Source organism: Affinibrenneria salicis (genome assembly GCF_008710095.1).
Map to the genome: position 1 here is coordinate 124,710 of NZ_VYKJ01000006.1, position 24,521 is coordinate 149,230.

Annotated in this window: 22 protein-coding genes; 10 read left to right on the forward strand and 12 right to left on the reverse strand. The window is 59.9% G+C overall.

Annotated features, from left to right (window positions below; all coding sequences use genetic code 11):
• Positions 1-3: 3 nt before the first annotated feature.
• A complete protein-coding gene (locus FJU30_RS13275) occupies positions 4-861 on the reverse strand; it encodes a sugar phosphate isomerase/epimerase family protein (RefSeq protein WP_150435454.1) in 858 nt (285 codons plus the stop codon).
• A 14-nt stretch (positions 862-875) separates the two neighbouring features.
• Positions 876-1,826, reverse strand: coding sequence for an agmatinase (speB, locus tag FJU30_RS13280; protein ID WP_150435455.1), 951 nt, complete (start codon positions 1,824-1,826; stop codon positions 876-878).
• Positions 1,827-2,004: 178 nt separating this feature from the next.
• Here speB and FJU30_RS13285 point away from each other — a divergent pair, with 178 nt between their 5' ends.
• From FJU30_RS13285 to FJU30_RS13310, 6 genes are all read left to right on the forward strand, one after another.
• Positions 2,005-2,898 carry a LysR family transcriptional regulator gene (locus FJU30_RS13285; protein ID WP_223881579.1) on the forward strand — a complete coding sequence of 298 codons (894 nt, stop codon included), beginning with the start codon at positions 2,005-2,007 and terminating at the stop codon, positions 2,896-2,898.
• Between the two features lie 118 nt (positions 2,899-3,016).
• The gene (locus FJU30_RS13290; RefSeq protein WP_150435457.1) at positions 3,017-3,928 is read left to right on the forward strand and encodes a homocysteine S-methyltransferase family protein; all 912 of its coding nucleotides are present in this window, start codon (positions 3,017-3,019) and stop codon (positions 3,926-3,928) included.
• 104 nt (positions 3,929-4,032) lie between these two features.
• Positions 4,033-5,562: an ABC transporter substrate-binding protein gene (locus FJU30_RS13295; RefSeq protein ID WP_150435458.1), complete on the forward strand. Its 1,530-nt coding sequence runs from the start codon at positions 4,033-4,035 to the stop codon at positions 5,560-5,562.
• A gap of 64 nt (positions 5,563-5,626) precedes the next feature.
• Positions 5,627-6,568: an ABC transporter permease gene (locus FJU30_RS13300; RefSeq protein WP_150435621.1), complete on the forward strand. Its 942-nt coding sequence runs from the start codon at positions 5,627-5,629 to the stop codon at positions 6,566-6,568.
• Between the two features lie 45 nt (positions 6,569-6,613).
• Positions 6,614-7,435, forward strand: coding sequence for an ABC transporter permease (locus tag FJU30_RS13305; protein ID WP_150435459.1), 822 nt, complete (start codon positions 6,614-6,616; stop codon positions 7,433-7,435).
• Positions 7,428-9,005, forward strand: a complete 1,578-nt coding sequence (locus FJU30_RS13310) for an ABC transporter ATP-binding protein (protein WP_150435460.1) — start codon at positions 7,428-7,430, stop codon at positions 9,003-9,005. The genes FJU30_RS13305 and FJU30_RS13310 overlap by 8 nt, the downstream gene beginning before the upstream one ends.
• Before the next feature lie 14 nt (positions 9,006-9,019).
• Here the strand turns inward: FJU30_RS13310 and FJU30_RS13315 are convergent, their stop codons facing one another.
• From FJU30_RS13315 to pyrB, 7 genes are all read right to left on the reverse strand, one after another.
• Positions 9,020-9,754: a proteasome-type protease gene (locus FJU30_RS13315; protein WP_150435461.1), complete on the reverse strand. Its 735-nt coding sequence runs from the start codon at positions 9,752-9,754 to the stop codon at positions 9,020-9,022.
• Between the two features lie 26 nt (positions 9,755-9,780).
• Positions 9,781-10,602, reverse strand: coding sequence for a transglutaminase family protein (locus FJU30_RS13320; protein ID WP_150435462.1), 822 nt, complete (start codon positions 10,600-10,602; stop codon positions 9,781-9,783).
• Positions 10,599-11,528: an alpha-E domain-containing protein gene (locus FJU30_RS13325; RefSeq protein WP_150435463.1), complete on the reverse strand. Its 930-nt coding sequence runs from the start codon at positions 11,526-11,528 to the stop codon at positions 10,599-10,601. The genes FJU30_RS13320 and FJU30_RS13325 overlap by 4 nt, the downstream gene beginning before the upstream one ends.
• A complete protein-coding gene (locus FJU30_RS13330; protein WP_150435464.1) occupies positions 11,522-12,961 on the reverse strand; it encodes a circularly permuted type 2 ATP-grasp protein in 1,440 nt (479 codons plus the stop codon). The genes FJU30_RS13325 and FJU30_RS13330 overlap by 7 nt, the downstream gene beginning before the upstream one ends.
• A gap of 234 nt (positions 12,962-13,195) precedes the next feature.
• Positions 13,196-13,582: a 2-iminobutanoate/2-iminopropanoate deaminase gene (ridA, locus tag FJU30_RS13335; protein ID WP_150435465.1), complete on the reverse strand. Its 387-nt coding sequence runs from the start codon at positions 13,580-13,582 to the stop codon at positions 13,196-13,198.
• 206 nt (positions 13,583-13,788) lie between these two features.
• A complete protein-coding gene (gene pyrI, locus FJU30_RS13340) occupies positions 13,789-14,253 on the reverse strand; it encodes an aspartate carbamoyltransferase regulatory subunit (RefSeq protein WP_150435466.1) in 465 nt (154 codons plus the stop codon).
• Between the two features lie 16 nt (positions 14,254-14,269).
• On the reverse strand, positions 14,270-15,205 hold the full coding sequence (gene pyrB, locus FJU30_RS13345; RefSeq protein ID WP_150435467.1) for an aspartate carbamoyltransferase: 936 nt from the start codon (positions 15,203-15,205) through the stop codon (positions 14,270-14,272).
• 442 nt (positions 15,206-15,647) lie between these two features.
• Here pyrB and FJU30_RS13350 point away from each other — a divergent pair, with 442 nt between their 5' ends.
• On the forward strand, positions 15,648-16,115 hold the full coding sequence (locus FJU30_RS13350) for a YhcH/YjgK/YiaL family protein (protein ID WP_150435468.1): 468 nt from the start codon (positions 15,648-15,650) through the stop codon (positions 16,113-16,115).
• A gap of 53 nt (positions 16,116-16,168) precedes the next feature.
• On the opposite strand, the gene argF is transcribed toward FJU30_RS13350, so the two are convergent.
• Positions 16,169-17,173 carry an ornithine carbamoyltransferase gene (argF, locus tag FJU30_RS13355; RefSeq protein WP_150435469.1) on the reverse strand — a complete coding sequence of 335 codons (1,005 nt, stop codon included), beginning with the start codon at positions 17,171-17,173 and terminating at the stop codon, positions 16,169-16,171.
• Between the two features lie 160 nt (positions 17,174-17,333).
• Between argF and rraB the strand changes: the two genes are divergently transcribed.
• Entirely contained in the window at positions 17,334-17,759 is a 426-nt protein-coding gene (gene rraB, locus FJU30_RS13360; RefSeq protein ID WP_150435470.1) for a ribonuclease E inhibitor RraB, read from the forward strand.
• 54 nt (positions 17,760-17,813) lie between these two features.
• Here rraB and FJU30_RS13365 read toward each other — a convergent pair whose 3' ends face one another.
• Positions 17,814-18,317: a GNAT family N-acetyltransferase gene (locus FJU30_RS13365; RefSeq protein ID WP_150435622.1), complete on the reverse strand. Its 504-nt coding sequence runs from the start codon at positions 18,315-18,317 to the stop codon at positions 17,814-17,816.
• A 929-nt stretch (positions 18,318-19,246) separates the two neighbouring features.
• On the opposite strand from FJU30_RS13365, the gene FJU30_RS13370 reads away from it, so the two are divergent.
• Together FJU30_RS13370 and FJU30_RS13375 are read left to right on the forward strand one after the other, a co-directional pair.
• Positions 19,247-20,437, forward strand: a complete 1,191-nt coding sequence (locus FJU30_RS13370; RefSeq protein WP_150435471.1) for a YjgN family protein — start codon at positions 19,247-19,249, stop codon at positions 20,435-20,437.
• Positions 20,438-20,447: 10 nt separating this feature from the next.
• On the forward strand, positions 20,448-21,506 hold the full coding sequence (locus FJU30_RS13375) for a M48 family metallopeptidase (RefSeq protein ID WP_150435472.1): 1,059 nt from the start codon (positions 20,448-20,450) through the stop codon (positions 21,504-21,506).
• Between the two features lie 149 nt (positions 21,507-21,655).
• Here FJU30_RS13375 and FJU30_RS13380 read toward each other — a convergent pair whose 3' ends face one another.
• The gene (locus tag FJU30_RS13380; RefSeq protein ID WP_150435473.1) at positions 21,656-24,511 is read right to left on the reverse strand and encodes a valine--tRNA ligase; all 2,856 of its coding nucleotides are present in this window, start codon (positions 24,509-24,511) and stop codon (positions 21,656-21,658) included.
• Positions 24,512-24,521 lie beyond the last annotated feature (10 nt).

Genomic DNA, 24,521 nt, shown 5'->3' on the forward strand with positions numbered 1-24,521 from the left:
CCATCAGGTCGGTACGGGTGAATGCTGCAGCCAGCGCTCGAAATGCTGACGTTCGCAGCGGGCCATCCAGTCGTTCAGCGACCAGAGATCGGTCACCGGAACGTCGGTAAACGGTAAGTGATGCAGATAGCCGTCCGGGCCAAATTCCGGCGTCAGCGTGGCGACGGGATATCCCTGATTTCGTTGCGCATGCCAGACGGCCTGCCAGAACGCCTGGTGGAACGCCAGCTCCGCGCTGTATTCCGGCGCGGCCGGATGCGGCACCTGCGGGCCCTGGGCGTAGCCCACTCTGGCCTGAATGTGGTGCACCCGATCGATAAACGGCTGAAAGTCGTCCAGCGGATGATCGGGCAGTCGTTCCGCGACCACCACCCAGTGGCTGATGTCCGCGGTAAAACGCAGTTCGGGCACCTGACGAATCAGTTCCAGCGTGAGCCACGGACTGTAGAGCGAGGTGGCGCGATGGGTTTCAAAGCTGCAGACGACGGCCGCCGCATCCGCCAGCGCCAGCGCCCGGCCGAAAAAATCCACCTGTTGCGCCAGCGGCCAGCGGTCATTGCCCGCCAGAACGTTGATAAAGCGCGGCGCCAGCGCATCGGCGGCCTCCAGCATGCGCGCCAGATGGTCAAGGTGCTGCTCCGGCGTGTCCTGCTGGCGCGGCACTACATCGCCGCCGCTGAAGACGATGCCGATATACGCCAGCCCTTCCTCGTTCAGGCGCGCGCGCAGTTGCTGGCGCTGGCCGCGCGTCGGCGGCAGGCGAGCCTCGATGCCGACGCATCCCGCCTCGCGCAGTTGCCGGACGCAGGTCGGCCAGTCGGTCGTCGCGCCCCACAGCGAACGAAAAATATCGAGCCGCATCGTCGTTCTCCTCTTCAGCGGTGCGCGACGCCCGGCAGGACGCACAGCATTTCGTACAGCAGATTGGCGGCCAGTTGGGCCGTGTTGCCGCTGACGTCGTAAGGCGGCGAAACTTCCACCAGATCGCAACCGATCAGGTTAAGCCCGCGGCAGCCGCGCACAATCTCCAGCCCCTGAATCGACGTCAGACCGCCGACCTCCGGCGTGCCGGTGCCGGGCGCCCAGACCGGGTCCAGACTATCGATATCGAAAGAGAGGTAGACCGGGCCGGCGCCGATGCGCTCGCGCACCTGCGCCATCAGCGGGCTGAGCGACTGATGCCAGCAGGCTTCGGCCGGCACCAGATGAAAGCCCTGATCCACGCCCCACTGAAAATCCTGCGCGGTGTAGCCCTGGGCGCGCTGGCCGATCTGCACCACTCGCCGGCAGTCGAGCAGCCCTTCCTCCACGGCGCGGCGAAAGGTGGTGCCGTGGGCGATTTTTTCGCCGAACATAATGTCGTTGGTATCGGTATGGGCATCGACATGGATCAGGCCGACCGGTCCATATTTCTTGCTCAGCGCGCGCAGAATGGGCAGGGTGATGGTGTGATCGCCGCCCAGCGTCAGCGGAATGAGCGGGTAGTCGTTCAGCCGGGTGTAGTAATCTTCAATCAGATCGACCGACTTCAGCAGGCTGTAAGTATTGATGGGCACATCGCCGATATCGGCCACGGAGAGCGAATCGAAAGGCGCGGCGCCGGTCGCCATGTTATAAGGGCGAATCATGACGGATTCCTGGCGGATATGGCGCGGTCCGTAGCGGGTGCCGGCCCGTTGCGAGGTGCCGACATCCAGCGGTATGCCGACGAACGCGGCGTCCAGCCCGTCGGGCCGTTCGGCGAAGGGTAAACGCAGCATGGTGGCGCGTCCGGCGAAGCGCGGCATGTCATTGCCACTTTGTGGCTGATGAAGCACTTTCTGCATGATGATAAGCCTCTGTTTTCTATCGGCCGCCCGCTGAATGGCGCGGCTCATGTCAGGCCATAGTGCAGAGCGGAAACTGGACATAAAATAGTAAATCGCAAAAAATCACTTCAGCGATTAGTGAAGTAATGGCCGGCTTTGAGACAGGATAACGATGGCGGTGTCAGCTATAAAAAATATGAATATCAGATTGTTGCATGTATTTGTGGCGGTGGTGCGCCATCAGGGATACGCGCGCGCCCAGCAGGAACTGAATCTGACCACCTCGGCCATCAGCAATTACATGAGCGAACTCGAGCAGCGGCTGGGGTTTGTGCTCTGTCAGCGCGGCCGGGCCGGTTTCGCCCTGACGCCGAAAGGTGAACAATTTTTACAACAAAGTCTGCATCTTTTGCGCGAGATCGATGAGTTCGAACGGCAGGCGGACGTGCTGAAAGGCGACCTCGGCGGCACTTTTCGTCTGGCGGTAATCGATTCCACCGTGACCGACCCGGCGCTCTCACTGCCCGACGCCATCAGTAAATTCAGCGAGCGTTTTCCCGCCGTGCATATCAATCTGCAGATTCGCAGCCCGCATGAGCAGGTGCAGGGCATCATCAATAATCAGATCGATTTCGCCATCGGCACTTTCCCCTCCAGCGTGCATAACGTGATCGCTCTACCGATGTATCGCGAACAGCACTGGCTCTATTGCAGCGATATGCACCCGCTGTTTGCCGAAAAGCAGCTGTCGCTGGCGCGGGTAACGCAGTTCGGTATTGTTTCGCGCACCTACTGGAGCGCGTCCGATCTGGGAAAACGCGGCTTTAAGCACAGCACGGCCAGCGTGGACAGCATGGAGGCTCAACTGATCCTGATTCTGTCCGGCAAGTACGTCGGCTATTTGCCGGAGCACTACGCTCTGCGTTGGGTGAAGGAGCAGCGCCTGCGCGCGCTGTTGCCCACCGAGTTTGGTTTTCAGGCGCCATTCTTTATGTTTTTCCGCCGCGGCCGCAGTAAAGAGGTCTTTATTCGCGCGATGCGTGATTTGCTGAAAACGCGGACGCGCCAGAAAAGCCAGACTGCGCGCTGAGTCCCGCCGGTCAGAACGCATACGGAAAGGTGTCTGGCCTTAAAGGTATCTGGACATCTATATGTGTTTTTTGTAAAGTCGCGATAATTTACCAGGCTCATTCGCAAAGGAAGCCTTGATGGCAGAAAACATTCTGATTTTGGATGGGGGAATGGGTCGGGAACTGGCGCGCATTGGCGCCCCGTTTAAGCAGCCCGAGTGGTCGGCCCTGGCGCTGATGGCGTCGCCGCGACACGTTCGCCAGGTGCACGACAGCTTTATCGCCGCCGGCGCTCAGGTGATTACCACCAACAGCTACGCGGTGGTGCCTTTCCATATCGGCGCCGAGACCTTTCAGCAACGCGGGCGGGAACTGGCCGCGCTGGCCGGGCGGCTGGCGCGTCAGGCGGCGGATGCCGCGCCGGCCCCGGTGCGGGTCGCCGGCTCGTTACCGCCGGTTCTCGGCTCCTATCGCCCCGATCTGTTTACCCGCGCCGCGGCCGAACCTATTTTACGCGTGTTGATCGAGGCGCTGTCGCCGTCGGTCGATCTGTGGCTGGCCGAAACGCAAAGCGCTGTCGCGGAAGTCGAATTGGTGCGCGATCTGCTGGCCGGCGATACGCGTCCGCTGTGGCTCTCGTTTACGCTGCAGGATGAACTGGACGAGCGGGCGAATGCGCATCTGCGCGGCGGCGAGTCGGTGAGCGACGCGGCGCGAGCGGCCATCCGCCTGGGCGCGGCCGGCCTGTTGTTTAACTGCAGCCGGCCGGAGGTGATGTCCGCCGCCGTAGCGAAAGCGCGCGATGTGCTGAGTCGGCAGGGCGCCGCCATCGCGATTGGGGTCTATGCCAACGCGTTCGAACCGCAAGACAATCAGCGCGGCGCCAATGATGGACTGAGCCAGCTGCGCGCCGATACGCACCCGGAAGGTTATCTGCAGTGGGCGAACCAGTGGGCGGCGCAGGGCGCGACGCTGATTGGCGGCTGCTGCGGCATCGGGCCGGAACATATCGCTCGTCTGGCGCGGGCCTTTAGCGCGCGCGACGCGTAGCCGCCGCTGCGTTGCGGGGCATCCGCCCGCACCCGGGCTCAGGACAGGCAGAATGCAAGAGATCGTTTCCCGAATGTCAGCCTTATACAGGAAAGTAGATAATCATGAATCGTCGTCATTTTATTAAAAGCGCCTGCGCGGTCTCCGTCGCGATGGCCACCGCCGGTTGGCCGCTGGGCGTCAGCGCCGGCGAGCAGCCGAAGAAGGGCGGCCATCTGGTGGTCGGCGTCGATAACGCCTCCAGCACCGATCGGCTCGATCCGGCTTTCTGGTTTGAAACCTATATGTATTTTGTCGGTTCCCAGTTGTTCAACAACCTGGTGGAGCTGGATGAAAAAGGCGAGCTGATCCCGTCTCTGGCGGAGTCCTGGGCCAGCGAAAACGGCGGCCGCCGTTGGGTCATCACCCTGCGCAAAGGGGTGCAGTTCCATGATGGCCGCGCGCTGGGCGCCAAAGACGTGATTTATTCGCTCAACCACCATCGCGGCGAGCAGTCCAGCTCCTCCGTGAAAGGCTATCTGGAGCCGGTAAGCGCGATGACGGCCAGCGGCAGCCATGAGGTGACGATTGAACTGAATGAGCCGAACGTGGAATTCATTGCGCTGCTGAGCGATGTGCACTTCGCGATTACGCCGGAAAACGAGAACTTCGATAAGGGCATCGGCACCGGCGCGTTTATTCTGGAAAGTTTTCAGCCCGGCGTGCGCACGCTGGTGAAACGCAACCCGAATCACTGGAACAGCGCGCGCGGGCACGTGGATTCGGTGGAAACGCTGGCGATGAACGACTCCACCGCCCGCGTGGCGGCGCTGGTCAGCGGTTCGGCCCACCTGATCAACCGGGTGAATCCGCGCATCGTCAGCCGCATCCAGTCGATGCCGACCCTGCAGCTGCTGCGCGCGCAGGACGCCTTTATTTTCACTTTCCCCGGTCTGGGCAACGTTGCGCCGTTCGACTCGCTGGATGGCCGGCTGGCGCTGAAATACGCCATCGATCGCAAACAGATGGTCGATACGGTGCTGGGCGGCTATGCCAGCGTCGCCAACGACAACCCGATTTTTCCGTCCAGTCGCTACTTCGCCGGCGATATTCCGCAGCGCCCTTATGACGCGGAGAAAGCCAAATGGCACTGGCAGAAGGCCGGCTTTAACGGTCCGCTGGTGCTGTCGGTGGCCGATGCCGGTTTCCCCGGCGCGGTGGACGCCGGCCAGCTCTATCAGGCTTCCGCCCGGCGCGCCGGCATTCCGCTGAGCGTGGAACGCGTGCCGGACGACGCCTTCTGGGATAACGTCTGGATGAAGAAACCCTTTGTTTCTTCCAACTGGTCGATGCGCCCGACGGCGGACGCCATGCTGTCGCTGGTCTTCACCAGCCAGGCGCCGTGGAACGAATCCGGGTGGAAAGAGCCTGCGTTCGACCAACTGGTGCAGGCGGCGCGCGGCGAGGTGGACGAAGCGAAACGCCGCCAGATCTACCATGACATCCAGCTGATGCTGGTGGAGAAAGGCAGCGAAATTATCCCGCTGTATGCGGATGCCATCGACGCCTGCAGTAACAAAGTTAAAGGGCTGACGGCGGTTCCCGGCTTCCCGTTGAGCGGCAACCGCGCGGCGGAAAAAGCCTGGCTGGCCTGAGGCGATAAGGAGTAAGCGCGTGACATTGACGGATCGCTTCGGCGTGCGTTACCCGCTGCTGGCGATGATCGGCCGGCGCCTGCTGGCCGGCGTGTTGATGGTGGCGGTGGTGTCGGCGCTGATCTTCGCCGGTATTCAATTGCTGCCGGGCAGCGCGGCCAGCGCCATCCTGGGTCAGGCGGCTACGCCGCAGGCGGTCAGCGCGCTGAATCAGCAACTGGGGCTGGATCAGCCGGCGCTGACCCGTTACCTGGGCTGGCTGGGCGGCATTGCGCACGGCGATTTCGGCCATAGCTTTACCAGCCGGCAGGCTATCGCGCCGGTGCTGGTCTGGCGGCTGGAGAATACTCTGTTCCTGGCCGCCTGCGCCGCGCTAATCGCCGTGCCGCTGGCGCTGCTGATCGGCTTCCTGTCGGTGCGCTATCAGGGCAGCTGGCTGGACCGGGGGCTGAATATGTTCACCCGCACGGCGGTGGCGCTGCCGGAGTTTTTTTCCGGTTATCTGCTGATTCTGGTGTTCTCCATCTCGCTGTTCTGGCTGCCCAGCAACAGCAGCGTCGGCGAGGGCATGCCGCTCTCCGCGCGGTTGACGGCGCTGGCCCTGCCCTGCATCACGCTGGTTCTGGCGGTGCTGGGGCATATGAGCAATATGACGCGCGCCGCTCTGATCAATGCGCAAAATGCGGCTTATGTCGATACCGCGTTGCTGAAAGGGCTGTCGCCGGCCAGCATCCTGCTGCGCCACGTATTGCCCAACGCCTGGGGGCCGATTATCAACGTGATCGTGCTCAACCTGGCCTGGCTGATGGTCGGCGTGGTGATCGTGGAAAACGTCTTCGTCTATCCGGGGCTGGGGCAGTACATGGTGGACAGCATCAGTAAGCGCGATATGCCGGTGATTCAGGGCTGCGCGCTGGTGCTGGCGACGATCTATATCTTGCTGAACCTGCTGGCGGACGTGGTGGCGCTGCTGGCGAACCCGCGTTTACGCCATCCCCGACAGTAATTCCCGCTTATGAATAACGGCAAAGCAAGCAATGGATAAGGCCTTATGTCTTCTGTGAAAATTTCCGTCGCGCTCGGTCTGCTCGGGTTGACCGTCTTCGTGCTTGTCGCGCTGCTGGCACCCTGGATCGCGCCGTACCCGGTCGATGAAGTGGTGGGCGGCGCCTGGATGGGCCCGACGCGCGAAACCCTGCTGGGCACCGACAACCTGGGGCGCGATCTGTTCTCCCGCCTGATCTGGGGCACCCGAACCTCGCTGGCGGTGACCGCGCTGGCCACCGCGCTGGCGTTTCTGCTCGGCACCCTGCTGGGGTTCTGGGCCGGGGTCTGCGGCGGCTGGGTCGATCAGCTGATTTCCCGCGTCAACGATGTGCTGATGGCGATCCCTACGCTGATCCTGGCGCTGGTGGTGCTGGCGATGTTGCCGAAAAGCACCCTGATCATCATTCTGGTGATTGGCGTGCTGGAGGCGACCCGCGTGCTGCGCGTGGCGCGCTCGCTGGCGGTGGACCTCGCCACGCAGGAGTTTATTGAGGCGGCGCGCATGCGCGGCGAACCGATGCGCTGGATCCTGTGGCGCGAGATTCTGCCCAACGCTTTTACCACGCTGGCGGCGGAGTTCGCCCTGCGCTTTATCTTCATCCTGCTGTTCCTGTCGGCGCTGTCGTTTCTCGGCATGGGCATCCAGCCGCCGATGGCGGACTGGGGCGGGCTGGCGCGCGACAACAAAGACGGCATTCTGTTCGGCGTCTGGGCGGCGCTGGTGCCGGGCGCGGTCATCGCCGTGCTGGCGGTGGCGCTCAACGTAGTGGCGGACTGGCTGCTGAGCCGGGACAGCCGGGACTGGCGCGGAGGGAAACATGACTGAGCTGCTGCGGGTTGAACGACTGCAGGTGACGGCGGGCGAGCGCACCCTGGTGGAGGATATTTCCTTTAGCCTGAACAAGGGCGAGGTGCTGGGGCTGATCGGCGAGTCCGGCGCCGGCAAGTCGACCATCGGCCAGGCGATCCTCGGCCACTGCCGGCACGGCATGCGCATCGCCGGGGGGAACGTTTGGTTTCAGCAACGCGATCTGAGCCGGTTCAGCGAGCGCCAGCTGCGTAAGGTGCGCGGCCAGCAGATCGCGTATGTGGCGCAGTCGGCCAGCGTGGCGTTTAACCCGGCGCGGCGGATTGGCGAACAGGTGATAGAAACGGCGATCGCTCACCGGGTGATGTCGCGTCAGCAGGCGACCGAACGGGCGCTGACGCTGTTCGGCCAACTGTCGCTGCCAGACCCGACCGACTTTTTTCAGCGCTACCCGCATCAGGTTTCCGGCGGCCAGCTACAGCGCGCGATGATCGCGATGGCGATGTGCGCCGGGCCGCAGCTGATTATTTTCGACGAGCCCACCACCGCGCTGGATGTGACCACCCAGCTGGAAGTACTAAAGGCGATTGACGACATCATTCGCCTGAGCGGCGTCGCGGCGCTGTATATCAGCCACGATCTGGCCGTGGTGGCGCAGCTTAGCCAGCGCATTATGGTGCTGCGCCATGGCCGTCAGGTGGAGAGCGGGCCGGCGGCGCAGATCCTGAGCCAGCCGGCGCAGGCGTATACGCGTCAGCTGATCGCCGCTCGCGGCGAGCCGATGACGCCGCGCCCGCCTCAGGACGAGGTGCTGCTGGACGTCAGCGGGCTTGATGCGCGCTACCGGCAGCCGGTGCTGCAGGATGTTTCGCTGCGCCTGACGCGCGGCCGCACGCTGGCGGTGATCGGCGAGTCCGGTTCCGGCAAGTCGACGTTGGGCCGCGTGCTGTGCGGCCTGCTGGCGCCGGCCGGCGGTGAGGTTCGGCTGCAGGGGCAACTGTTGCCGGCGCGGCTGGCGCAGCGCAACCGGCGGCAACTGCAGGCGGTGCAGATGATCCATCAGCACCCGGACAGCGCGCTGAATCCGCGTTTGCCGGTCGGTACCCAGATTGCCCGCGCGATGGTGTGCCTGACCGATCTGACGCCGGCGCAGCGCCACGCCCGCACTGGCGAGCTGTTGCGTATGGTGGGGTTGGATGAGGCGGTGGCGCAACGCTACCCGACCTCGCTGTCGGGCGGGCAGAAGCAGCGAGTGTGCATTGCCCGCGCGCTGGCGGCGCAGCCGCAGCTGATCGTGTGCGATGAGCCCACCTCCGCGCTGGATCCGCTGGTGGCGCGCGAGGTGCTGGCGCTGCTGCGCCGCATCCAGCAGGAAACCGGCGTGTCTTACCTGTTTATCACGCACGATTTGCACGTGGTGCGCGAGGTGGCGGACAACGTGGCGGTGCTGCGTCAGGGGCGGATTATTCGCCAGGGGCCGGTGGCGCAAACGCTGGCGCCGCCGCTGGATGACTATACCCGCGAGCTGCTGTTGGCGGTGCCGGAAATGCGCTGCGGCTGGCTGCAGGAGGTGACGGCCGGCCGCTGACGAAAGGCGTGCGTTTAACCGCGCGCCGGAAAAGGCGGCAGTTGACGGAAGGTGTGCAGCAGACCTTCCGCCCAGGCCTTGCGGATGGTGATGAAATAGGGATCGTTTTCGGTGATTCTCTGCTGTTCGCTGATGTCGAAGCTGTCCGCCCGGTAAATCATCACATCCAGCGGCAGCCCCACCGACAGATTGCTGCGCAGGGTGGAGTCGATGGAAATCAGCGCGCAGCACATCGCCTGCTCCAGCGGCGTATCCTCTGTCAGCACCCGATCGATAATAGGTTTGCCGTATTTGCTTTCGCCGATCTGAAAGTAGGGCGTGTCGTGGGTCGCTTCGATAAAGTTGCCTTCCGGGTAGATATGGAACAGACGCGGCGTTTCGCCGCTGATCTGGCCGCCCAGAATAAGGCTGCAGCTGAAGTCGGCGGTGCTGCCGCTTTGCTGCGACTGGCTGTCGCGATGAATGACCTCGCGCACGGTGGCGCCGATCAGCATAGCCGCGTCGTACATTGAGGTGACCTGCAGCAGATTCGGCCCTTCCTGCGCGTCGACGCGCGAGTTCAACAGGCTGATAATGCTCTGTGTGGTGGCCAGATTGCCCGCGCATTGCACCACCAGAACGCGCTCGCTGTCATGTCGAAACACATGAAGCTTTTTGAACGTCGCAATATGGTCAACGCCGGCGTTAGTACGGGAGTCTGAAGCGAATACCAAACCGTCAGACAAACGCATGGCCACACAATAGGTCATAACAAGCCCTTCTCGCTAAACATTCACTATTGCTGCTGCATCTGCTGCTGTTGAACGAACAGACGCACCTCAGCTTCTGAAAATAACTCTTCACAACCGCCGCCGAGCCGGGTTCCGCGCACCGGGCAGGCATCCAGATAATCCATCCCCACCGCCAGCCGCAGGTGCTGATGCAGACTGCAGGTGTTGTTGGTGATGTCGAAACTGTGCCAGCGGTCTTCCAGCCAGACTTCGGCCCAGGCGTGCATCGCCACGTGCTGGGTATCCTGGCTGTAAACGTAGCCGCTTACATAGCGGGCCGGCAGATGCAGGCTGCGACAGCAGGCCAGGAACACGTGGGTGTGATCCTGACAGACGCCTTTTTGCATCCCGAACGCCTCGGCCGCAGTATGGTAAACCTGCGTGGCGCCGGGAGTATACGGCATTTTTAACCGTAATTCTTCCATCAGTTGCCGCAGACTTTCCTTCGGCGCCTGCGGCTGATAATAGCGCTGCGCGAAGGCCAGAATGCTTTCATCGGCCTCGGTCAACGGCGTGCTGCGCAGGAAAACCAACGGCGAAAGCGAACAGTGTTCGTCGCTGTCGCTCGATTCCAGATTGTTATCGGCAATGTCGACCACACCCTGAGCCTGAATGGTAATGTCATGATGCGGATGATCGAGCGTCAGCACGTGCAGCACGTTGCCGTAGGCGTCGGTGGTGGCCATCGCCGACGCCGGCAGCGTCAGCTTCCACTCGCTGATCTGCTGGCTGGCCGAGCTCTGTGGCGTTAAGCGCAAATACTGGATGCTGAATTTCACTTCTTCATCATAGCGGTAGTGGGTCAGGTGGTTGATGGTCAGCTTCATAGCGCCTCCAGGTAAGTGTGGCGGATACTGTCGGCCAGTTCGTTGATCCTGCCGATAAAGCGGTCTAAATACGCGTGCAGCCCTTCCGCCATGATGTCGTCCAGCGTGCTGAAGCGCAGTTCCACGTACAGCAAATGCGCCAGACGGTGAGGGATCCTGGCGCGCTGGCTGCCGATGACCTCCAGCAGGCCGACCATATCGCCCAGGCAGGCGTTGAGGGAGCGCGGAATATCGTTGCGCAGCACCAGCAGCTCGGTGACGGTTTCCCGATTGATCGGCTGGCGGTAGAGGCTGTGGTAGGCTTCTCGCGCGCTGACTGCGCGCAGCAATGTATCGAGCCGGTAGTATTCGCGCACCGGGTCGGCGTCGCTGCTCAACTGCTGCATTTTGATGTTTAGCAGCTGCGCCGTGGCGTAGGCGCGCTCGATCAGGGTGCCGAGACGGATAAAACATTGAGCGTCGTTACGCAGCAGGGTGCCGAACATCGCGCCGCGAAACAGGTGCGATCGCTCCTTCACCCAGTCAAAGAAGGCGTCGATGCCGGTTTTCTCCACGCCCTGATGGTACAGGGCGCGCATATCGATGCGCGTGGTGTTGATGCATTCCCACACTTCCGACGACAGGCTGCCGCGCACCGCATGCGCGTTGTTCCACGCCATTTCGATACAGTTGTAAATGCTGCTGGGATTCTGGCTGTCGAGCGCGAAGAAATTCAGCAGGTTGTTCATTGAGAAACGGGCATAGCGTTGCTGGAACAGCTCGTGAGTGAAGGTCAGGTTCAGCGGCAGAGCGAGATCTCGCTGTTGCTGACCGTGACGCGGCATCATGGACAGTTTATAGGTGACGTCCAGGACGCGCGCCAGGCTTTCCGCCCGTTCCAGATAACGCGCCATCCAATAGAGTTCGCTGGCTGTGCGGCTTAGCATGATTCATCCTCCTCCATGACCCAGGTATCTTTGGTTCCGCCTCCCTGTGATGAGTTGACCACCAGTGAGCCTTCGGTCAGCGCCACGCGGGTTAGTCCGCCCGGCACCAGCCGAACTTCGTCGCCACAGAGCGCGAACGGCCGCAGGTCGATGTGACGCGGCGCCAGCCCCTCCTCCACAAACGTGGGGCAGGTGGAGAGCGCCAGCGTTTCCTGCGCGATATAGTTACAGGGATTGGCCAGCAGACGCTGGCGGAAGTCATCTATCTCCCGGCGCGCGGCGCGCGGCCCGACCAGCATGCCGTAGCCGCCTGCGCCGTGTACCTCTTTCACCACCATGCTGTCCAGATTGGCCAGCACATAACTGAGATCTTTGGCGTCGCGGCATTGCCAGGTGGGGATGTTGCCGAGAATCGGCTCTTCGGACAGGTAAAAGCGGATCATCTCCGGCACATAGGGATAGATCGACTTGTCGTCCGCCACGCCGGTCCCGATGGCGTTGGCCAGCACCACGCCGCCGGCGCGGTACACCGAAAGCAAGCCGGGCACGCCGATCATCGAATCGGAGCGAAACGCCAGCGGATCGAGAAAATCATCGTCGATGCGGCGATAAATCACATCGACCCGGCACGGTCCCTCGGTGGTGCGCATGTACACCGCGCCTTCCTTGACGAACAGGTCGGCGCTTTCCACCAGTTCGACGCCCATCTGTTGGGCGAGGAAGCTGTGTTCGAAATAGGCGCTGTTGAAACGGCCGGGCGTCATGACCACCACGGTGGGGTCGTCAACCGGCGTGCTTTCGCGCAGCGTCTGCAACAGGTAGCTCGGGTAACGTTCGACCGGCGCAATCGGCTGGCTGGCGAACAGGTCCGGGTAGAGCCGCATCATCATTTTGCGGTTCTCCAGCATGTAAGAAACGCCGGACGGCGTGCGCAGATTGTCCTCCAGCACATAGTAGTTGCCGTCGCTGTTGCGCACCATGTCGATGCCGGTGATGTGGGCGTAGATATTGTTCGGCAGGTTTACGCCCTGCATACAGGGCTGATACTGATCGTTGGCCAGCACCTGTTCGCGCGGAATAATGCCGGCATTGAGAATATTTTGCTGATGGTAGATATCGTATAAAAAGGCATTGAGCGCCTTTACCCGCTGGCGAATGCCCAGATCGAGCTGGCGCCACTCTCTGGCCGGGATAATACGCGGCACGCTATCAAACGGAATTAAGCGTTCGGTCCCGCCTTCCTCGCCATAAACGTTAAATGTGATGCCGACCCGGTGAAATAACAGTTCCGACTGTTCTTTCTTCTGCCTGATAGCCTGTTGATCGGTTTGTTGCAACCACTGCCAGTATGCGTCGTAATGTTGGCGCTGGGCACCCTCTGCCGTGAGCATTTCATCGTAGTACGATGGTGACGGAAGCGTCATCTTTATCATAGTCATCCCCTGCATCCAGCATAGTCGTGATACGGAGATGATGCATAAAATGCGCCACCCTGTTAAAAAGCTGTTTTTAGCGTGAATTGCGCGCTACGGGTGCGAGAGGGTTGTGCAGTCGGTAGATTTTACGCACTATTTTGGGGAGGATTGCGATGTAAGGCGAGCCTGGACGGGTAGAAAAAAGACGCCACTAAATAGTGCGTCTTTTTAATTATTGCCCGGTTGTGGGGCTTAGCGGCGAACGGCGATTGCTTCGATTTCGATTTTCACGTCTTTCGGCAGGCGAGCCACTTCGACGCAGGAACGGGCCGGGAACGGCGCGTTATGTTCGCTGAAGAAGGCTTCGTACGCGGCGTTCACCGTGGCGAAGTCGTTCAGGTCTTTGACGAACACGGTGGTTTTAACGATATCGGCCACTTTCAGGCCGGAGGCTTCCACCACCGCCTGCAGATTGCTCAGCGACTGGCGGGTCTGCGCGGTTACGTCATCGGCCACCAGACCGGTTTTCGGATCGACCGGGATCTGACCGGACGTGATCACCAGACTGCCAAGATCGACACCCTGAACGTAAGGACCAATAGCGGCCGGTGCGTGTTCGGTACTAATCGTGCGGGACATGATTTCTCCTGATGCGTGGTTTACGCAGTCAATACTGCGACAGCTGGCTATTATAGGAACACCCATTGTCAGTTCACAACCCAATGCCATGAAATTACTGTCATAAAGGCGGCGCGCCGCTGTCAGCCGCGCCGCCGTTCACGCCGCGGGAGAGCTCCGGCGCCGCGGCGAAATCCGCCCGGCTTACAGGCGCGGACCGCGGTCCATCAGGCGTGGTGTAGTACCGCCTGACGTTCGAACTCTTTTTCACAGTATTTGCATTTCAACTGCACCTCTTCGCCGCGCTGCTTCACCGCGAAGCTGGACGGCACGGGTTCATTGCGGCTGATGCAGTTGGTGTTGGGGCAGTTCAGGATTCCGTCGATGCGATCGGGCAGGCTGAGCGTCAGCTTGCGCACCACATCATAATTATCGATCTGATTAACCGTCGCTTGCGGCGCATAGAGCGCCAGCTGGTTGGCCTGTTCTTCGTTGAGAAAAACGTTCTCGATCTTGATCAGATCCTTGCGTCCGAGCTGGCCGGACGGCAGATTCAGGCCGATGGTGATGCGCTGGTCGGTATTGGTCAGTTTGAACAGGGTCAGGAGCGTAAAGCCGATGCGCGCCGGAATATGGTCGATAACCGTGCCGCATTTAATCGCTTCAACCTGAAGTTTGTTGTCGTGTGTCATATTTATTTCTCCCCTCTCACAGAACCAGTTCGCGATTCAAGACCAACGCCAGCAGCGCCTGACGGGCGAAGATGCCGTTCCCCGCCTGCTGGAAATACCAGGCGTAGGGCGTGCTGTCCACCTCGGTGGCGATTTCATCGATGCGCGGCAGCGGGTGCAACACCTTTAAATTGGCGCGCGCGCCGTGCAGATCGGCCGCCTGCAGAATGAACTGGGCCTTGATATTGATGTATTCGGACGGATCGAGCCGCTCCTTCTGCACCCGGGTCATATAAAGAATATCCAGTTCCGGCACCACTTCCTCAATACTGTTGTGCAGGCTGTAGGAAATATTTTTCTCATCCAGCATTTGCAGAATATAGTCCGGCATGGCCAGCGCATCCGGAGCGATAAAGTAGAAGCGATTGCCCTCGAACTTAGCCAGCGCCTGGGTCAGTGAGTGCACGGTACGGCCATATTTCAGGTCGCCGACCATCGCGATATTGATATTGTTCAGCCGCCCCTGGGTTTCCTGAATGGTGAACAGGTCGAGCAGAGTCTGCGTCGGGTGTTGATTGGCGCCGTCGCCGGCGTTCAACACCGGCACGCCGCCGGAAAAGGTGCTAGCCAGGCGCGCGGCCCCTTCCTGCGGATGGCGCATCACGATGGCGTCCACATAGGTGCTGATGACCGAGATGGTGTCGGCCAGCGTCTCGCCCTTTTTGCCGAGGGAGGTATTGTTGCTGTCGGCGAAGCCGACCACCGATGCGCCGAGCCGGTGCATGGCGGTTTCGAACGATAGCCGGGTGCGGGTCGAGGCTTCGAAGAAGCAACTGGCGATGACCTTATGTTTCAACAGCTCCGGTTGGGGTCTGGCTTTCAGGCTGGCCGCGGTGTTCAGCGCCAGCTCCAGTTCTTCCCGGCTGAGGTCGCTAATTGAAATAATGTGTTTTTGATAAAGCGGATTGACCATCTTGCTATTCCCCCACAGGTTAGGCCCGCAAACATGGGCGGCTGATGCGATTTCCGGTCGCCGACCGGCAAAAAAAAGCCCCTCAATGAGGGGCTTTTTTTATAACAACGGGATGGCGGGAGGAAAAAAACGCCGGCTGGCTGCCCGACGGCAGCTGGTGCGGATGACCCGCCAGAGCAGCGCTGTTGTTTATGCAGTGGTTCATGCATCCTCCCGGCAAATTGTCGGCGATTATACGCGCGACGCACATCATTTCAAGCGTTCAGCGCCGGTTTTCGCGCGGGGCAATCGATTGCCCCGCGCGGGCGACCGCCCGGAGGCTGTGCGAAAGGGCGAGCGATGCGAGTCGATCGGCGTCACCCTTTGCGTCCGTCGCGCTGGCGACGCGCGCGCTTGCCGCGTATAACGATAATAAAACGGGGTTCCATTTTGGGGAGAGATTATGATCGCGGGCAATGTTCATCATACCGGGTTAATACCTTATTTGCCGCGCAGGCTGCGTGAGGCTATCGAATACGTTAAACAGCATATTTCCGCCGAGACGCCCGCGGGCCGCTACGATATCGACGGCGATAGCGCGTTTGTGCTGGTTTCCCATGACAGTACGGAAGCGATCGCGCAGCGTCGGGCGGAGTATCACGCCAGATATCTCGATATCCAGATCATTCTGTCCGGCTGCGAGGGCATGACCTTCAGTACGCAACCGGCCGGGCAGGTCGAAACCAACTGGCTGGCGGATAAGGATATTGCATTTCTGGCGGCCGGCGAACAGGAAAAGCAGGTGATTCTGCAGACGGGGGATTTTGTCGTGTTTTTTCCCGGCGAAGTGCATAAACCGCTGTGCACCGTCGGGCAACCGGCCGTCGTGCATAAGGCGGTGGTGAAAATCGACGCTGCGCTGGTCAGTTAACTTCGCGCCCGGCGGAACGGCGCCGACACGCGGGCCGCCGCCGGGTCGGCAGCTTAGCTGCCCAGAGTGGCGACCATCACGGCTTTAATCGTGTGCATGCGGTTTTCCGCCTGATCGAAGACGATGCTGTGCGTGGATTCGAACACCTCGTCGGTCACCTCCATTCCGCCGTGCAAACCGAACTGTTCGGCCATCTGTTTGCCTAGTTTGGTCTGGTCGTCATGGAAGGCGGGCAGGCAGTGCAGGAATTTCACCTGCGGGTTGCCGGTGGCCGCAATCATCGCCTGATTGACCTGATAAGGTTTCAGCAGCGTAATCCGTTCCTGCCAGACTTCCTTTGCTTCGCCCATGGAAACCCACACGTCGGTATAGATGAAATCCACGCCCTGCACGCCGCTGGCGATATCATCGGTCAGCGTGATGCGCCCGCCGGTTTTGGCGGCGGCGGCCTGACATTCGGCAACCAGTCCGGCATCCGGCCAGCAGGCCCGCGGCGCCACCAGGCGCAGATCCAGACCGGTCAGCGCGGCGGCTTCCAGCATGGTGTTGCCCATGTTGTTGCGCGCATCGCCGGCATAGGCCAGTTTCATGCCGGCCAGCGGTTTGCCCGGCAAGTGCTCCTGCATTGTCAGCAGATCGGCGAGCAACTGGGTGGGGTGGAATTCGTCGGTCAGGCCGTTCCAGACCGGCACGCCGGAATACTGCGCCAGCGTTTCGACAATCTGCTGGCCGTAGCCGCGATACTGGATGGCGTCATACATGCGGCCCAGCACGCGGGCGGTATCTTTGATCGATTCTTTGTGGCCGATCTGGCTGCCGCTCGGAGCAAGATAGGTGACCTGAGCGCCCTGATCGTAGGCAGCAACTTCGAAAGAGCAACGAGTGCGGGTCGAATCTTTTTCGAAGATGAGTGCGATGTTTTTGCCCTGCAGGCGGCGGTTTTCCACACCGTTTTTTTTATCGGCTTTTAATCTTGCGGAAAGGGCGAGCAGTTCGGCGATCTCTGCGGGGGTAAAATCCATTAATCTTAAAAAGTGTTTTTTATAGAACGGGTTCATTATGCCTGTCTCCATGTGGCTCAACGCCATGGTTGAATTAAAATTCACTTTATATGTGTAATTATTCAATTTCAAGTGCGGAAATAAAACTTTGTGGTGGAGCACGCCCCGGCGCTGTGGGACAATGAGCGAAATCACGCCGAATGACGAGGACAGAGGCATGGCAAACAAAGCATTGCTGGAAGAACAACGAGAAGAAACTCGCCTGATCATCGAGGAATTGCTGGAGGATGGCAGCGATCCCGATGCGCTGTATACCATTGAGCATCACTTTTCGGCGGAAAAATTCGATCAGCTGGAAAAGGCGGCGGTTGAGGCATTCCGGCTGGGTTATGAAGTGACCGATGCCGAAGAGCTGGAGGTTGAGGACGGCGTGCTGCTGATGTGTTGCGATGCGATCAGCGAAGTCTCGCTCAACGCTGAACTGATTGACGCCCAGGTGGAGCAATTGCTGACGCTGGCCGAACGTCACGGCGTGAACTATGACGGCTGGGGCACCTACTTCGAAGATCCCGACGGCGAGGAAGAGGAAGAAGAGGGCGACGATGAGCTTTACGACGAGGACGACGACGGTAAACGCCATTAATGAATAACGCTGCGGGCCGACGGGCGCGTTATCGCGCGTCGGCCCGACGCCGGATTACAGCATTTTCAGCATGGTGACTTCACAGTCGGAATGTCCGGTGTTGCCCATCGCATGGGGAATCGGTTCGAACCCCAGTTTGTGGTATAGCGCGATGGCGCTGGTCAGGTGACCGGTTGTTTCCAGGTAACAGCGGCGGAAGCCGCGCTGGCGGGCGAAATCGAACGCCCTCAGCGCCAGCTGATGAGCCAGACCTTTGCCGCGCAGCACTGGCAGGAAATACATCTTTTGCAGTTCGCACACATCGCTCTCGCCATCCTGCAACGGGGCAATGCCGCCGCCGCCGGCGATCTCGCCATCATATTCAATCACCCAGTACGCGCTGTTCGGCTGACTGTATAGCTGAAAGAGCCGGTCCAGATTAGGATCGGAAACGGTGTAGCCTTTATCCGCGCTCAGGCCGAATTCCCCGGAGACCCGCCGGATCACGCCGGCAATCGCCGCATTATCCTGTCCGGCAATCGGGCGAATTGTTACACTGGCGGGGGCGGTGGTAGTCATGTCGCTTACTCGTATAGTCATCATATTTATTCTGCAGGTCAGGCCGTCTGTAATACCACTGAATTGCTGTCGAGGCAATATCGTCCCGGTTTTTCCATCGTTCTGGCGGCCTGGCGGCCGGTCCCGGCCGCACGATACACACGGATTGTTGTCCGGCGGCCATTATCGCCGGACCGTGATAACCCGATCCCCCTTCAGGCGCTTGACGCGCCGGCTTTGTTTTCTGGGGTCTCGGCCCCGTGGCGCCGGCGTTCAAATCTCTCCCCCGAGATTGGTTTTTGCAATACCGTCGTCCCTCAGCCCAAATTATTTCGGATATAAATGCGCGACCGCCGGATTTTACTCGCCGGATTAAATAGCCATGTTAAATAAGCGGTTATCAGGCATCCATTTGTTTTACCTGACTGTGAATATTAATTTTCATTTTTTGGCTTAATTTAGTAATAAATACGAAAATACGGCTTATTCTGTTGTTAATAACGCATTGTTCTGCTGTCGAGGGATAACGTTTATACTCGTCATACTTCAGGCTGCCGGTGCGCTGGCGGCGTTCAACTATGCGGCGCTTTTCCTGAGCGCGCCTCCGCGGCGCTGCCGCCAGCGGCGTGCAAATCCGCTTCCTGCGGATCGGTTGGCCGCATCGCTTGGCTGTGTAACATTATCGGCATTAATGGGCGACTTTCCGTTTTTCTGCGCAGGCCGGCCGCTGTCGGTGCGATGCGTTCCCGACTAATTTTTCACGCCTTACGGGATGAAAGAGGCGGGGCCGTTAGGATCTATCGGATATATTCCGCCGTGCGTTAAACATTATTTGTTGTTGTTTAAACATCATGTTTAAATAAAGCGCTTTTTACATTATACGCCCATCAGGTCGCTTAATTGGCGGCTGGAATCGGGCATTCTATGGTTCCTTTCGGGATGAAAGAGTCATGTCAAACAATACTTCTCAACAGAACGTACGCCATCGTCTTCAATTTCATGGCAAAGGCGGGGAATACTTCACTATCTGGTTAGTCAATACGCTGCTGAGCGCGATTACGCTGGGGATTTATTCGGCGTGGGCCACGGTGCGTCGTCGTCGTTATTTCTATGGTAATACCGAACTGAATGGCGATCGTTTTGATTACCACGCCGAACCGCTGCAGATCCTGAAAGGGCGCCTGCTGGTAGTTGCCGGCGTGATTGTCTTCTATATCCTGCTGGCGATATCGCCGATGCTGGGGCTGGTGCTGATGCTGGCATTTATGGCGCTGATCCCGTGGATTATCATCCGCAACTGGCGCTATAACGCGATTATGTCCAGCTACCGCGGCGTGCGCTTTAATTATCATTGCCGTACCGGTCGGGCCTACTGGGCGCTGCTGTTCTGCCCGCTGCTGCTGATTATCGGCCTGTATATCGCCGCGCTGGTTCTGGTTTTTGCCGGCAAACTGACCGGCACGAGCAGCGGCATTATCACGATGAGTGTGATTACCGTTCTCCTGCTGATCCCGGGTTTTGCCGCCGTGAACGGCATCATCCAGGCGCTGCAAAACGATCTGTATATCAACAATATGCTATTCGGCAATATGCCGTTTAACGCGGAGTTGAAAAAATCAGCCTTTATTAAAATCGCGCTGATTAGCATTTTAATTTTCTTACCGTTCTTGATCGGCGCCATGTTTTTGATTGGTTCGTTCATTTCCGGCATCGTCATGGCGGGAATGATGGGCGACTCTTCCGATGCGATGGTGCAGTCGCTGCTGTTGAGCAACGTAATGAACCTGTTCCTGATGGTGGTGGTTCTGCTGATCGGTACGCTGTTCGCCAGCAGCTACCAGGTGGTGGCTCTGCGCAACTATCTGTTTAATCAGACGCAGCTGAAGGGCGGTATTAAGCTGCATTCCTCAATGCAGACACTGCCCTATATGGGCCTGCTGATCACCAACAGCCTGATCACCATATTCTCAATGGGCTTCGCCGCACCGGTGGCGGAAGTGCGCCATGCGCGCTACCTGGCGAACGCTACGGAGGTCGAAGGCGATCTTTCTCTGATCGGCGTGCAGGCGCACACCGATACGGCGAAGAGCGCGCTGGCGGAGGAAGTGGTGCAGGCCTTCGATTTGGGCACCGGCTTCTGAGCCCGCGTCTGTGATCCTCGAGGGGCACTATCAACTCCCCGGTCAGGCCGCCCGCGAGGCGGCCCGCATACTGCTGAATGACCACGGTGAGGGGATAACGCTGCAAACGGTCGGTGGAAACCGACTGTTTTCTTTGCCGCAGGTTGTCGTTTCCGACGCGCTTGGCTCTATTCCCCTGACGCTGACTTTCCCCGACGGCGGCCGTTTCGTTCCGCTCGAAGACGCGCTGTTCCGCCAATGGTTGTATCAGCATCGCGCGCCGGGGTTGGTGCATCGTCTGGAGCGCCATAAGCGCGGCGTGCTGCTGACGCTGTTGATAACCGTGCTGGTCATCCTGTCGTATATCTATGTGGTATTGCCCTGGGCGAGCAGCGAGATTGCGTTGCGTATCCCGACCGTCGCGGAGCAGCGGTTGGGTGAGCACACGCATACTTTCCTGCGGCAAAGCGGCTTCAGTGCGTCGAAATTGTCCGGGCAGCGGCAGAAAGAGGTTCAGGCGCTGTTCCGGCAGGTTATGCCGCCGCAGATGCGCCAGGATCGCACGCCGTTGACGCTGTACATAATGGCGGCGCCAATCGGGCCCAACGCCTTTATGCTGGCGGACGGTTCATTGATCGTCAGCGACGATCTGGTGAAACTGTCGAAGAATGATGATGGCCTGGCCGCGGTGATGCTGCATGAGATGGGGCACCACGCCAGTCGTCATCCGATGCGCATGGTCGTGCGTTCGTCGCTGGTGGCGCTGACGATGATGTGGATGACCGGCGACGTTAGCGGTATCGGCGATACCCTGCTGCAGTCGGCTTCGTTTTTGCATGAAATGCAGTTTTCACGCGCGATGGAACGCGAAGCGGACGCCTGGGCGATTGCGGAAATGCGCCGTCAGGGACGCTCGCTGGCGGAAATGGAACAAATTTATCGCGCGCTGCAGGATGATGGTTCGCACGATAAAGCGGCCGACCTGCCGGAGCTTCCCGAATGGATGAGCACGCACCCGGATATGAAGGCGCGGCTGGAAACGATCCGCGCGGCGATAGCGGAACAGCAAAGCGCCGCGGCGTCGCGTTGACCCGGTTTATACGATCGCGCCGCCAGTGATTGCGCGCAGGCGGATGGTCATAGCGGGTCTGCAAACGTCATACCCGGTCGGCAAATAAAAACGCCCTGCCGTTCACTGTCGGCAGGGCTTTTTTTATCGGCTGAAACTAAAGCGCGACGTTACAGCGCGGCAATCGTGGCCTGCTGTTCCAGCAGACGAGCTTTCGCCACGGCGTAGCCGTCCAGTTTCTCTCTCTCTTTCGCCACCACCGCTTCCGGCGCGCGCGCCACGAAACCTTCGTTGGCCAGCTTGCTTTCGATACGGCCGATTTCCGTTTCGATCTTCGCCACCTCTTTCGCCAGCCGTTCCAGTTCGGCCGCCTTATCGATCAGGCCGGCCATCGGGATCAGCAGTTCGGCGCCGTCCAGCAGGCGGGTCACCGAAACCGGGCCTTTATCGCCTTCGGCCAGCAGCGTGATATCGCTCAGACGCGCCAGCGTCTGGATAAAGCCGCGGTTCTCTTCCACCCGGCGCTGCGCATCGGCGCCGGCGCCGCGCAGCAGCACGTCCAGCGGTTTGCCCGGCGCAATGTTCATTTCGGCGCGGATGTTGCGCACCGCGATGACCGCCTGCTTAATCCACTCTACGTCTGCCAGCGCGCTGTCATCCACATGCGCGGCGTCGTAAGCGGGGAACGGCTGCAGCATGATGGTGTCGGCGTCGATGCCGGCCAGCACTTTGACGCGCTGCCAGATGGTTTCCGTAATAAACGGAATGATCGGGTGCGCCAGACGCAGCAGAGCTTCCAGCACCCGCACCAGCGTATGGCGGGTGCCGCGCAGTTCCGCTTCCGTCCCGCCGTTCATCACCGGTTTGGCCAGCTCCAGATACCAGTCGCAGAACTGATTCCAGGTGAACTCGTACAGAATATTGGCGGCGATGTCGAAACGATAGCCGTCCAGCGCCTCGCGATAAGCTTTCACCGTGCGGTTGAACTCGGCCAGAATCCAGCGATCGGCCAGCGATAGCTCCTGCTCGCCGCCGTTAAATCCGCAGTCCTGCCCCTCGGTGTTCATCAGCACGAATCGGCTGGCGTTCCACAGCTTGTTGCAGAAGTTGCGGTAGCCTTCCAGACGTTTCATATCCCAGTTGATGTCGCGCCCGGTGGAGGCCAGCGCGGCCAGGGTGAAACGCAGCGCATCAGTGCCGTGCGGCTCAATGCCGTTCGGGAACTGTTTTTCCGTGCGCTTACGGATTTTATCCGCCAGCTGCGGCTGCATCATGTTGCCGGTGCGTTTTTCCAGCAGGTCGGGCAGGGAGATACCGTCCACCATATCCAGCGGATCGATCACGTTGCCTTTCGATTTGGACATTTTCTGCCCTTCCTCGTCGCGGATCAGACCGGTCATGTAAACCGTGTGGAACGGCACCTGCGGTTTGCCGTTTTCATCTTTGATGAAGTGCATGGTCAGCATGATCATGCGGGCAATCCAGAAGAAGATGATGTCGAAGCCGCTGACCATCACGCTGCTGGGGTGGAAGGCTTTCAGCTCCGGCGTTTGTTCCGGCCAGCCGAGGGTTGAGAAGGTCCACAGCCCGGAAGAGAACCAGGTGTCCAGCACGTCCTCATCCTGGGTCAGGACCACGTCATCGGCCAGTTGATGTTTGCGGCGCACTTCCGCCTCATCGCGCCCGACGTACACTTTGCCCGCGGCGTCGTACCACGCGGGAATACGGTGGCCCCACCACAGCTGACGGGAGATGCACCAGTCCTGAATGTCGCGCATCCAGCTGAAGTACATGTTTTCATACTGCTTCGGCACGAACTGAATCTGGCCGTCTTCCACCGCTTCTATCGCCACTTTCGCCAGCGGCGCGGTGCGTACGTACCATTGATCGGTCAGCATCGGTTCGATGACCACGCCGCCGCGATCGCCGTAGGGCACGGTCAGATCATGCGCTTTAATTTCTTCCAGCAGCCCCTGCTCGTCAAAGGCGGCGACCACCGCCTTACGCGCGGCGAAGCGTTCCAGACCGCGGAACTGTTCGGGAATCTCGCTGCTGTAGGCGGTGCTGGTTTCGCCGTTGGTATCAAATACCTCGGCGGCCTGGCGGATATCGCCGTCAAAGGTCAGAATGTTGATCATCGGCAACTGATGACGCTTTCCGACCTCGTAGTCGTTGAAATCGTGCGCCGGGGTGATCTTCACGCAGCCGGTGCCTTTTTCCATATCGGCGTGCTCGTCGGCGACCACCGGAATGCGGCGATTGACCAGCGGCAGCAGCACGAACTTGCCGATCAGATCTTTATAGCGCGGGTCTTCCGGGTTAACCGCTACGCCGGTATCGCCCAGCACGGTTTCCGGCCGGGTGGTGGCGACCACCAGATAATCTTTGCCGTCGGCGGTTTTCATACCGTCGGCCAGCGGATAGCGCAGGTGCCACATGGAGCCTTTCGACTCTCGGTTTTCCACTTCCAGATCGGAAATCGCCGTGCGCAGCTTCGGATCCCAGTTGACCAGACGTTTGCCGCGATAGATCAGATCTTCGTTATACAGCTGAACAAAAACCTCTTTTACCGCGTTGGACAGGCCTTCATCCATGGTAAAGCGTTCGCGCTCCCAGTCCACCGAATTGCCCAGACGACGCATCTGCCGGGTAATGGTGCCGCCGGATTCGGCCTTCCACTGCCAGATTTTCTCGATGAAGGCGTCGCGGCCGTAGTCGTGACGGGTTTTACCTTCTTCCGCCGCGATCTTGCGCTCCACCACCATCTGCGTGGCGATACCGGCATGGTCGCACCCGGCCTGCCACAGCGTATTTTTCCCCTGCATGCGCTGATAGCGGATCATCGTATCCATGATGGTCTGCTGGAACGCATGGCCCATGTGCAGGCTGCCGGTCACGTTCGGCGGCGGGATCATGATGCTGAAGCTTTCCTTGCTGGTATCGCCATTCGGCCTGAAATAGCCTTGTTTTTCCCAGTGCTCGTAGAGCGGCTGCTCGATATCGTGCGGATTATATTTCGTTTCCATTATGCTCAAA